This window comes from Ruegeria sp. YKSF131 (genome assembly GCF_059612645.1).
Genome location: NZ_JBXWQZ010000018.1, coordinates 62283 through 72224, shown reverse-complemented (window position 1 = coordinate 72224; position 9942 = coordinate 62283). Strand labels below are relative to the sequence as shown.

Genomic DNA, 9942 nt, shown 5'->3' with positions numbered 1-9942 from the left:
CGAAGCGCTTCCGGTAAAGGTGCCGACATGATCCATCCTCCCAAACAGGATGAATCACAATTCAGCTCTCATGGGAATCCACACGATTCAGGTTTTTGGCGGGGTGCTTTAAAAGAACCTGCTTGTTTTTAAGGAAATTAACTCAGCGCCAATGCCAGCAATTGCTGTGCTGCATCCCTGGCGTCTTCCGCAGGATCACAATTCTTGAGCAAAACCGCGGACACGATTGCCCCTTCCTGCAACAACACGATCTGGCTGGCGAGTTTCTGAGGATCACGCGCACTAGCCTGTTCGGCGACGGACGTGAAATGCTCCAGCAACAGCTGCTTATGTTCGGCAGCCTGCACATGGATCGGATGATCTGTATCCTGATATTCAGCCCCGGCCTTGATGAACATGCAGCCCCGGAACCCATCCTCTTCGAACCATTCCTTCAAGGCATCAAAACTGGCGATGAGTTGCTCGGCCGGTGTTTCTGCCATCTCTTCGATGCGCCGATAGAACCACTCGCGAAAATTCTCATCCCGCAGGCGCAGAGCGGCTACGATCAGGTCTTCCTTGGTGCGGAAATGTTTGTACATCGACGTTTTCGACACGCCCGTTTCCGCCACCAGCTTATCCATGCCGGTCGCGTGAAACCCGTCGCGGTAAAAAACCTTCAGGGCTTTGCTGACAAGTTCATCCCGTTTGTTTGGACGCATGATTCGGCTCCATGGTGTACCGTTCTGTACATATTACCCCGAAACATGAAGTACAACCGACCTAACACAAATCATTGTTTTCATTAGAATTCATGGCTCGCCTTGAAACGCGCGGAAAATTTTCTGCTTTTCCCCTTGCAAAAGTTAACAGATCGGTACACCTTATTAGAAAGTTAACCGATCAGTACACCAGAGGATTTGACCGATGAAACGTCGCGCCAGCATATTCCCCCCTCAGTACGTTCCATTTCTTCTGACACTGGCCATCCTTGCCGCCTCTCTGACCTGAAAGCCCCCTGCACCATGTCCCGCCCCCCACTTCCCCCCTTCACGTTCGAAACTGCCACACAAAAAGTACGCATGGCCGAAAACGCCTGGAACAGCCGCGATCCCGACCGCGTCACCCCCGCATACACAGATGACAGTCAGTGGCGTAACCGGGCGGAATTTCTGTCAGGACATGGCGAAATTCACGCCTTCCTAAGCCGTAAATGGCACAAGGAGCTGGACTATCGACTGATCAAGGAACTCTGGGCCTTTACCGGTAATCGCATCGCCGTTCGTTACGCTTACGAGTGGCACGACGATAGCGGTCAGTGGTTCCGGTCTTATGGCAACGAGAATTGGGAATTTGCCGAAGACGGGCGCATGTCGCATCGGCATGCCTCGCTGAACGATCACCCCATAGCCGAAAGCGACCGCTTGTTCCATTGGCCATTGGGTGAACGCCCCGATGACCATCTCGGGCTTTCTGATCTGGGTCTTTGAAAGGACATACCGTGCCGCGTGCGTTTTCCGAACTGACCTTCACCCCTACCGTCCGTGCCCATCAGGAGCGGATGGGATCGGCAAAAACCTATGCCAAATTCATTGAAAGTGGCCCGCAACAGGGCCATTTGATCGGCGAGCCGGAAAAACAGTTCATTCAGGCGCGCGACGGGTTTTATCAATCCTCGGTGTCTGAAACAGGCTGGCCTTATGTGCAGTATCGCGGCGGGCCGGTCGGGTTTCTGAAAGTACTGGGGCCGCAAACCATCGGATATGCCGATTTTTCGGGTAACAAACAGTATATCTCGCGCGGGAATCTGGACGGCAACGATCGGGTCGCGTTGATCCTGATGGATTACGCCAATCAACGTCGTTTAAAGATCCTGGGGCGTGTCGAATTCACGGAGGGTCAAGCCGCCGCTGCCAGCTTGTATCCAGAAGAGGCCGAAGCCCCTGCAGAGCGGGCGGTGATCATACGTGTTGAGGCGCTTGACTGGAACTGCCCGCGCCACATCACGCCGCGTTTCACCGAAGCCGAACTGCGACCGCATCTGAACAGTTTGGGCCAGCAACTCGCGCAGTTGCAGGCTGAAAATGAAAGGCTGAAACAAGAGCTGTCAAAGCTCTCGTGACGCGTAAGACACCACAGATTTTATTGAGTATAAACAGGGAATAAGCCAATGGTTCGTTCGGTCTTTCAGCTTTCTGCGGCGTGCCTTGCCGGAGCGGCCCTGATCCTTATGATAATGATGTTTGGTTTTTTTGCTTCGCCTAGCGCCGTCCGAACATCACCACCTTCTGTGTTCAGCACCATCCTGTTCAACCATTTGCAGCAATAGCAATGCCGCGCGTTCAACCGCGACTGGTCTGAACCATCGCTTCGATACCGGCTGCACAAAAATCGATCAGGCGTTCCACTTCTGACACCCTGCCGCCTTGCGACAGGGCCCCGACCCGCCAGCCACTGTTGAGATGCGCCAGCATTGCCGAAACGGAATAGACCTGGCCGCTGGCCAGCAGCGCAGGGTCAACATCTGGATAAAGAGCAGCGATTTCGTCGATAAAAAGCCGGGCGGTCGGATCGAAACACTCTGCCGCGACATCGCGCCAACGGGGATCGACCGAGACATGCGCCACAAGGCGCCCATAGGCCATCCATCCCGAACCGCCTGTTTCTGCCAGTTCCACATAAGGCCGGATAAAACTGTCCAAGATTCCGCGCAGTGTCAGTGGACCCGCCCCTTTGGCCCTGTTCAGCGCATCGGTTCTGATCTGTGCCAGCTTGCCAGCACGACGTGCTATGGCGCGAAAAAACAGCTCCTCCTTGCCGCCGCCATGGTGATGAACAAGGCCAACCTGAACGCCTGCAAGCGCAGCGATATCGCGGATCGACGCACCTTCGAATCCGCGTTCAGCAAAGACTGTTTCGGCGGCATCCATGATCCGCGCTTTGGTTTCCAAAGACCGCTTGGACGGTGCCCTTTGTCTTGGTTTTTCTACGTTTTTCAGCGTCATGAATTTCATCTTGCCTTATTTTGGTCGTTCGTTCAATTTAAACCTCACGAACTTTGGGAGGGTTCATGACAGAAACGCGCGACGAATTCGCCCTGATCGGGGCGGGACCAATGGGTTTGGCCGCGGCCAAGGTGCTGAAAGAACAGGGGATCGCATTCCAGGGGTTTGAGTTGCATTCGGATGTTGGCGGTCTGTGGGATATCGATGCCCCAAGATCAACCATGTACGAGTCGGCGCACCTGATCTCTTCCAAACGCATGACCGAATTTGCGGATTTCCCCATGGATGACGCAGTCGCCGAGTACCCCTCGCACCGGGCGATGCGCGACTATTTCCGCGCATTTGCGGATCGTTTCGGGTTGCGTGAGAATTACAAATTCCATGCAGAAGTCACTCAGGTCTCTCCGCTGGGCAATCCGGGTGACGGTTGGCGCGTGTGCTGGCGGGATCAGGATGGCGACCATCAGGCCGAATATGCCGGCGTACTCATTGCGAACGGCACCCTGTCGGAACCGAATGTACCCAGCTTTCCGGGTACGTTTGACGGCGAGTTGATCCATGCCTCACAATACCGGTACCCCAGTCAGTTCGACGGCAAGCGTGTGTTGGTCGTGGGCGCAGGTAATTCCGGCTGTGACATCGCAGTGGACGCGATCCATCACGCGAAACGCTGCGATCTGTCGATGCGGCGCGGGTACTATTTCGTCCCGAAATACGTCTTTGGCAAACCCGCTGACACAATGGGCGGAAAGATCCGTCTGCCGATGTGGCTGAAGCGTAAGGTCGACAGCCTGATCCTTGGCTGGTTTGTCGGCGATCCGCAGAAGTACGGCTTTCCCAAACCGGATTACAGGCTGTACGAAAGCCACCCCGTGGTGAATTCGCTGGTTCTGTATCACGCAGGCCATGGCGATCTGAGAATCCGCCCGGATATTAAACGGCTGGAAGGCCACACCGTGCATTTCAAGGACGGCTCCTGCGACGACTATGACATGATCCTCGCCGCGACCGGATACAAACTGCACTACCCGTTTATCGACAAGGACCTGCTGAACTGGCAAGGCGATGCCCCGCATCTGTATCTGAACACGATACATCCCGAACGGGACGATCTGTTCGTGCTGGGCATGGTCGAGGCCACAGGTCTGGGCTGGCAGGGCAGGCACGAGCAAGCCGAGATGGTGGCGCGCTACATCAAGGGGCTTCGACACGGCTGCCCCGTGGCAGCCGATCTGCAAGCAGAAAAGCAAAAAGACTATACGCGCGCCACCGGAGGCATGAACTATATCGACCTGCCCCGCATGGCCTATTACGTGGACAAGAATACGTACAGAAAGGCTGTCACCGGCTGGATCGACCGGCTGCGGAAGGCCATCGCATGAGTGGCATTGACCAGATCACACTGAATTTCAGTCCGGCGTCTCTGACGCTGTTGAATGCCATTCTGGCAATCGTGATGTTCTCGATCGCCATCGACCTGACGCCTCGGGATTTTGACCGTTTAAGGCGCGCGCCCAAACCAGTGGTTGTCGGATTGATTTCACAACTCGTCGTCCTGCCTGCGCTGACCTTTGTGATGGTGTGGATTACCGCACCGCAACCGTCAATTGCGCTTGGCCTGATCCTTGTCGCGGCCTGCCCAGGGGGCAATATCTCGAACTTCATCACCCATCGCGCGGGCGGGAATGCAGCGCTTTCAGTGTCGATGACAGCCTTCGCCACCATCGGTGCAATCTTTATGACACCTTTCAACATTGCGCTTTGGGGCGGGCTTTACCCACCGACCCGCGCAATCCTGCAACAGACCCAGATCGACCCAATGCAGATCGCAATCCTGGTCGGTCTGATGCTGATCCTGCCGCTGGTTCTGGGAATTACGCTGAATCAACGCCTCCCCGCCTTGACGGCACGGTTGCGCACACCGCTGCAACTTCTGTCGATGGGTATCTTTGCTGGGTTTATCGTACTTGCTCTGGCTGCCAACTGGGGTTTTTTCCTTGGGTTTGCCGGGGCTGTTGCCGGGCTTGTGATCCTTCACAATGCCCTGGCGCTGGGGGGCGGTTGGGTTGTGGCCACTCTGACCGGGCTGTCCCCCTTCGATCGCCGCGCCATCACCATTGAGACCGGAATTCAGAACTCTGGACTTGGGCTTGTCCTAATCTTTGCATTTTTCAACGGTCTTGGCGGCATGGCCGTGGTCGCCGCATTCTGGGGAGTGTGGCACGCTATCTCGGGCCTGGCTTTGGCGTCGGTCATGGCACGAACCGAGGCCGCACGATGACCCGCATCCTGATTACCGGTGCTGCCGGGATGGTCGGGCAAACGCTGTTGCCCGAACTTGTGGGGAACGAGGTTTTTGCAACCGATCTGAAACGCCCGGTTAACCTGCCGCAAGACGCCTCATTTTTGTCCATGGATGTTACAAGCGACGCTCCTGCACGTGTGATAGCCAAGGTGAATCCGGATGTGATTGTGCATTTGGCTTCTGTCGTGACGCCGCCGCCGAAGATGGGGCGCGCCGCAGTCTATGCTGTCGATGTCGAAGGCACGCGCAATGTGGTGAATGCCGCCATCGCAAACGGGGTGCGCAGATTGGTCGTCACATCTTCCGGTGCCGCTTATGGCTATCATGCAGACAATCCTGTAGCGTTGCGCGAAGACGACCCATTGCGCGGCAACCCCGAGTTTCCTTATTCAGATCACAAGCGTCAGGTCGAAGAGATTTTGGCCGAAGCCCGCAGCGCCGCCCCCGATCTTGAGCAGGTTGTTCTGCGCGTGGGCACGGTTCTGGGGGCTGGAACCGAAAACCAGATCACCGCCCTGTTTCTCAAGCCACGTTTGCTGGCGGTATCCGGCAGCGAAAGCCCGTTTGTCTTTATCTGGACCCGGGATCTGGCACGCATCCTTCAGCGTGCAGCAACCGACGGGCCAACCGGGATTTACAACGTCGCCGGTGACGGCACGATGGGCGTGACCGACTTGGCCCGCGCCATGGGAAAACCGGTTCTGCGCCTGCCCGCATGGGTGTTGAAAGCGGCCCTAGCCGTGGCGCGCCCACTGGGTTTATCTCGCTATGGGCCGGAACAGGTACGGTTCCTTCAATATCGGCCAGTTCTGGACAACTCCGCCCTGAAATCTGAATTCGGTTATGTGCCCGAAAAAACCAGCGCCGAGGTTTTTGCGCTCTGGCAACAGCAGGCCGGGTTATGAAAACCGCGGTCATCTCCGGCGGTGCGGGCGGTTTGGGACAGGCTCTAAGCCGCGCATTGCAAACCCGTGGGTGGCGGGTGGTGCTGTTGGATCTTGATGTGTCCGGTCTCCAAACAGAACCGAACCAACTGCCAATTACCTGTGATCTGACAGACCCCGAACAGCTTGCCAACGCAATTCAAAGGGCGATCACGTCAAGCGACAGCATTGATCTGGTCATCTACAACGCCGGGGTTACGCAAATTCGGGGGTTTGACCAGTCTGACACGGCCAGTCACCGTGCACTGTTCGATATCAACTATTTTGCAGCCGTTGAGATGGCTCGTGCATTCTTGCAGCCTCTCCGCGTGTCAAAGGGAACGCATCTGGCTATCTCGTCGGTGGCTGGATTCGCTCCGCTCTGCCATCGCACGGCTTATGCAGCCTCGAAACACGCGCTTGAGGGTTTTTTCAAATCGCTTCGATCCGAAGAAAAGCCACATGGCGTTCAGGTTCAGATTGCAGCGCCGTCTTTTGTGGCCACCAACCCCGACAACGCAATGGAGCAACCCGACGGAACCGCGCGCCCCGGATCGGCCAAGGACGGAATGGACGAAATGAGCCCCGAGAGCGCCGCCGTGGCGATCCTGCGCGGACTGGACAAATCGCAGCCCATGATCCCGGTCGGACGCGTTGCACACATGTCGTGGTGGCTCAACCGTCTGTCACCACGCCTGTATCAGCGCTTAATGGAGCGTAACATGCGCGGGCCGGGATCGTAGAATTTTGCCGCGACCCCCTTGACCTTCCTGTCACTGGAACCCCCATCTGGAGGGCAGAAAACCACGTGGGATGAGTCGCATGGCGCAAAAAGCACTTACAGAACTGAAAGTCACCGGCATGGGATGCGCGTCCTGTGTGGGCCGTGTCGAGGCTGCGCTGCGTAATGTATCTGGTGTTAATGTGGCCTCGGTCAATTTCGCGACCAAGACGGCGCAGGTGGAATTTGACGGGCCGGTTTCGTCCCTGACTGCGGCGCTGGATGCAGCCGGCTATCCGGCTGAAACAAGTCATGCGGATCTGAGCATCGAGGGCATGAACTGCGCATCCTGCGTTGGCAAGATCGAGCGCGCGTTGGCGTCCACCGCTGGCGTGATCGAAGCGCAGGTCAATCTGGCAACTCGGACGGCTTCGGTGACTTACGCCACAGCTGCAACTACGCCCGAGGCGCTGGCTCAGGTTGTTACCGGAATTGGATACCCCGCGCGTATCCAAGGCGTTGCGGAACCAGAAAGCCGGGAAGACGATGAAATTCAGCGGCTGGTCCGTTCCACAATACTGGCAACGGCACTGGCCCTGCCCGTATTCATTCTTGAGATGGGCGGGCACGTGATCCCCGCCTTCCACCATTGGATACAGGCGACCATTGGAACGCAGACGAGCCATTTGATTCAATTTGCCCTGACCTCGGCTTTGCTGATCGGACCGGGCCGTGTGTTTTACCGCAAAGGTATCCCGTCGCTGATGCAGGGCACGCCGGACATGAACGCGTTGGTAGCACTTGGGACCGGCGCGGCTTATCTGTATTCGGTCACGGCCACTTTCGCGCCCGACCTGCTGCCGCAGGGTACGGCCAATGTCTATTTCGAAGCGGCCGCGGTGATCGTGGTTCTGATCCTTCTCGGCCGGTTGATGGAGGCACGCGCCAAAGGCAAAACAGGGGCTGCGATCCGAAAACTGGTGGGTTTGCAACCAAAAACCGCACGGGTCGAACTGGACGGACAGATACAGGACCGGCCAATCGCCGAAATCGTTGTCGGAGATATCCTGCACATCCGCCCCGGCGAGCGTGTACCGGTGGATGCCGAAGTGCTTGAAGGCACCTCTTACGTTGATGAGAGCATGATCACGGGCGAGCCTGTGCCTGTTGGCAAGTCGGTGGGAGCGCCTGTTGTCGGCGGCACCGTGAATGGCACCGGCGCTCTACGGGTAAGCGCCACCCGGGTCGGTGGCGACACGGCTCTGGCACAGATCATTCGTATGGTGCAGCAGGCGCAGGGCGCGAAACTGCCTATTCAGGGGTTGGTGGATCGGATTACCTATCGCTTTGTTCCTGCGGTCATCGCTGTTGCGGTGATCACCGTCGCGCTCTGGCTGATCTTCGGCCCCAGCCCGGCCCTTCCCCTTGCGCTTGTCGCAGGTGTTTCAGTTCTGATCATCGCCTGCCCCTGCGCAATGGGGTTGGCGACCCCAACCTCGATCATGGTGGGCACCGGGCGTGCGGCAGAAATGGGCGTTTTGTTCCGCAAGGGGGATGCGTTGCAACAGCTTCAGCAGGCGCGCGTCGTCGCGTTGGACAAGACCGGAACCCTGACGCTGGGGCGCCCCGAACTGGACAGCGTGACAACGGCTAAGGGGTTTGACCGGGAGGAGGTTCTACGGCTGACCGCAGCCCTTGAGGCAAGGTCGGAACACCCGATCGCTTCCGCCATCACCCGAGCGGGGCCCGCGACACTGCCAGAGGCATCGGATGTCCGTTCGCTTACCGGGCTTGGCCTGCAAGGGTTGGTCGAAGGCCGCGACGTGTTAATCGGGTCGCACCGGTTGATGCAGCAGAGTGGGATCACCCTTGGAGCTCTGACGGATAAGGCCGAAACCCGTGCCGCTCAAGGGGCAACTCCTCTGTTCGTGGCTCTGGATGGGCAGGCGGCGGCCACTTTGTCCGTTTCTGACCCGATCAAGCCCGGCACAGTGGAGGCGCTGGACCGGTTGCACCAAATGGGGCTAACCGTGGCCATGATCACCGGTGACAACGCGCGCACGGCGCAGGCTCTGGCCGACCGGCTGGGGATTGATCATGTCACTGCCGAGGTACTGCCTGATGGCAAGGTAGATGCAATAACGGCTTTGCGGGACCGGTTCGGAGTGCTGGCCTTTGTCGGTGACGGGATCAACGATGCCCCCGCTCTTGCGGCGGCTGATATCGGCATCGCCATCGGTACCGGCACGGATGTGGCCATCGAAACAGCCGACGTTGTCCTCATGTCCGGTGATTTGCGGGGCGTCGCGAATGCGACCGAGATCAGCCGCCGGACAATGAAGAATATTCGCCAGAATTTGGGCTGGGCCTTCGGATACAATGTCCTTCTGATACCGGTGGCTGCCGGTGCGCTGTACCCGTTTGGCGGCTATCTGCTATCCCCTGCACTGGCGGCTGGTGCAATGGCACTGTCGAGCGTTTTTGTGGTCTCGAATGCGCTGCGCCTGCGCCGCATTCGCGCCAGCCTGCCGGAAACATCAGGTACGGCCACCAAAGAGGTGCACGCATGAACATCGGAGATGTTTCCGCCCGCACTGGCCTGCCCGCCAAGACGATCCGGTATTATGAGGACATTAACCTGATCAAACCAATGCGCGACGACAATGGCTATCGCCGGTTTCGCGACCAGGACGTGCATAAGCTGAACTTTCTGGGTCGCGCCCGGGCGCTTGGGTTCACCATCGAGGATTGCCGGACCCTGCTGGCACTCTACGAAGATGAGACCCGTGCCAGTGCCGACGTGAAACAGGTTGCACGCGACCATCTTGTTCAGATCGAAACCAAGATCGCAGACCTGAACGCCATGCGCGATACGCTAAGTCACTTGATCGACGCCTGCGCCGGGGACGACCGGCCCGATTGCCCAATCCTACGAGATCTGGGTGGGAAAGGCTGACTTGGGGTTGCCCTTTGGGCGCAGCTTTGCTTTGTCTTCGCCAGAGATTTCGG

General features: G+C 57.8%; 10 protein-coding genes. 8 read left to right on the top strand and 2 right to left on the bottom strand.

All coding sequences use genetic code 11. The features are described from left to right. Positions 1–137: 137 nt before the first annotated feature. Positions 138–701: a TetR/AcrR family transcriptional regulator gene (locus tag AC2FLZ_RS08895; protein WP_480493663.1), complete on the bottom strand. Its 564-nt coding sequence runs from the start codon at positions 699–701 to the stop codon at positions 138–140. Positions 702–1004: 303 nt separating this feature from the next. Between AC2FLZ_RS08895 and AC2FLZ_RS08890 the strand changes: the two genes are divergently transcribed. Then, positions 1005–1469, top strand: a complete 465-nt coding sequence (locus tag AC2FLZ_RS08890) for a nuclear transport factor 2 family protein (RefSeq protein WP_480475610.1) — start codon at positions 1005–1007, stop codon at positions 1467–1469. Positions 1470–1480: 11 nt separating this feature from the next. Continuing rightward, positions 1481–2101, top strand: coding sequence for a pyridoxamine 5'-phosphate oxidase family protein (locus tag AC2FLZ_RS08885; protein ID WP_480475608.1), 621 nt, complete (start codon positions 1481–1483; stop codon positions 2099–2101). Between the two features lie 220 nt (positions 2102–2321). Here the strand turns inward: AC2FLZ_RS08885 and AC2FLZ_RS08880 are convergent, their stop codons facing one another. Beyond that, positions 2322–2984: a TetR/AcrR family transcriptional regulator gene (locus tag AC2FLZ_RS08880; protein ID WP_480519061.1), complete on the bottom strand. Its 663-nt coding sequence runs from the start codon at positions 2982–2984 to the stop codon at positions 2322–2324. A gap of 65 nt (positions 2985–3049) precedes the next feature. Between AC2FLZ_RS08880 and AC2FLZ_RS08875 the strand changes: the two genes are divergently transcribed. From AC2FLZ_RS08875 to cueR, 6 genes are all read left to right on the top strand, one after another. Next, positions 3050–4366 (top strand): flavin-containing monooxygenase, encoded by a 1317-nt coding sequence (locus tag AC2FLZ_RS08875; RefSeq protein ID WP_480493660.1) that lies wholly within the window; start codon positions 3050–3052, stop codon positions 4364–4366. Further along, positions 4363–5265, top strand: a complete 903-nt coding sequence (locus AC2FLZ_RS08870; protein ID WP_480553968.1) for a bile acid:sodium symporter family protein — start codon at positions 4363–4365, stop codon at positions 5263–5265. Before AC2FLZ_RS08875 ends, AC2FLZ_RS08870 begins: the two co-directional genes overlap by 4 nt. Beyond that, positions 5262–6194 (top strand): SDR family oxidoreductase, encoded by a 933-nt coding sequence (locus AC2FLZ_RS08865; protein ID WP_496715253.1) that lies wholly within the window; start codon positions 5262–5264, stop codon positions 6192–6194. Before AC2FLZ_RS08870 ends, AC2FLZ_RS08865 begins: the two co-directional genes overlap by 4 nt. Continuing rightward, a complete protein-coding gene (locus tag AC2FLZ_RS08860) occupies positions 6191–6955 on the top strand; it encodes an SDR family NAD(P)-dependent oxidoreductase (RefSeq protein WP_496882088.1) in 765 nt (254 codons plus the stop codon). Before AC2FLZ_RS08865 ends, AC2FLZ_RS08860 begins: the two co-directional genes overlap by 4 nt. 79 nt (positions 6956–7034) lie before the next feature. Beyond that, the gene (locus AC2FLZ_RS08855) at positions 7035–9503 is read left to right on the top strand and encodes a heavy metal translocating P-type ATPase (RefSeq protein WP_496882087.1); all 2469 of its coding nucleotides are present in this window, start codon (positions 7035–7037) and stop codon (positions 9501–9503) included. Beyond that, entirely contained in the window at positions 9500–9889 is a 390-nt protein-coding gene (cueR, locus tag AC2FLZ_RS08850) for a Cu(I)-responsive transcriptional regulator (protein WP_209504709.1), read from the top strand. The genes AC2FLZ_RS08855 and cueR overlap by 4 nt, the downstream gene beginning before the upstream one ends. Positions 9890–9942 lie beyond the last annotated feature (53 nt).

Excerpts from the sequence above, each read along its gene's own strand:
- AC2FLZ_RS08895 (WP_480493663.1), bottom strand. The coding sequence starts at position 701 with ATGCGTCCAAACAAACGGGATGAACTTGTCAGCAAAGCCCTGAAGGTT.
- cueR (WP_209504709.1), top strand. The coding sequence starts at position 9,500 with ATGAACATCGGAGATGTTTCCGCCCGCACTGGCCTGCCCGCCAAGACG.
- AC2FLZ_RS08880 (WP_480519061.1), bottom strand. The coding sequence starts at position 2,984 with ATGACGCTGAAAAACGTAGAAAAACCAAGACAAAGGGCACCGTCCAAG.
- AC2FLZ_RS08865 (WP_496715253.1), top strand. The coding sequence starts at position 5,262 with ATGACCCGCATCCTGATTACCGGTGCTGCCGGGATGGTCGGGCAAACG.
- AC2FLZ_RS08855 (WP_496882087.1), top strand. The coding sequence starts at position 7,035 with ATGGCGCAAAAAGCACTTACAGAACTGAAAGTCACCGGCATGGGATGC.
- AC2FLZ_RS08860 (WP_496882088.1), top strand. The coding sequence starts at position 6,191 with ATGAAAACCGCGGTCATCTCCGGCGGTGCGGGCGGTTTGGGACAGGCT.
- AC2FLZ_RS08890 (WP_480475610.1), top strand. The coding sequence starts at position 1,005 with ATGTCCCGCCCCCCACTTCCCCCCTTCACGTTCGAAACTGCCACACAA.
- AC2FLZ_RS08875 (WP_480493660.1), top strand. The coding sequence starts at position 3,050 with ATGACAGAAACGCGCGACGAATTCGCCCTGATCGGGGCGGGACCAATG.
- AC2FLZ_RS08870 (WP_480553968.1), top strand. The coding sequence starts at position 4,363 with ATGAGTGGCATTGACCAGATCACACTGAATTTCAGTCCGGCGTCTCTG.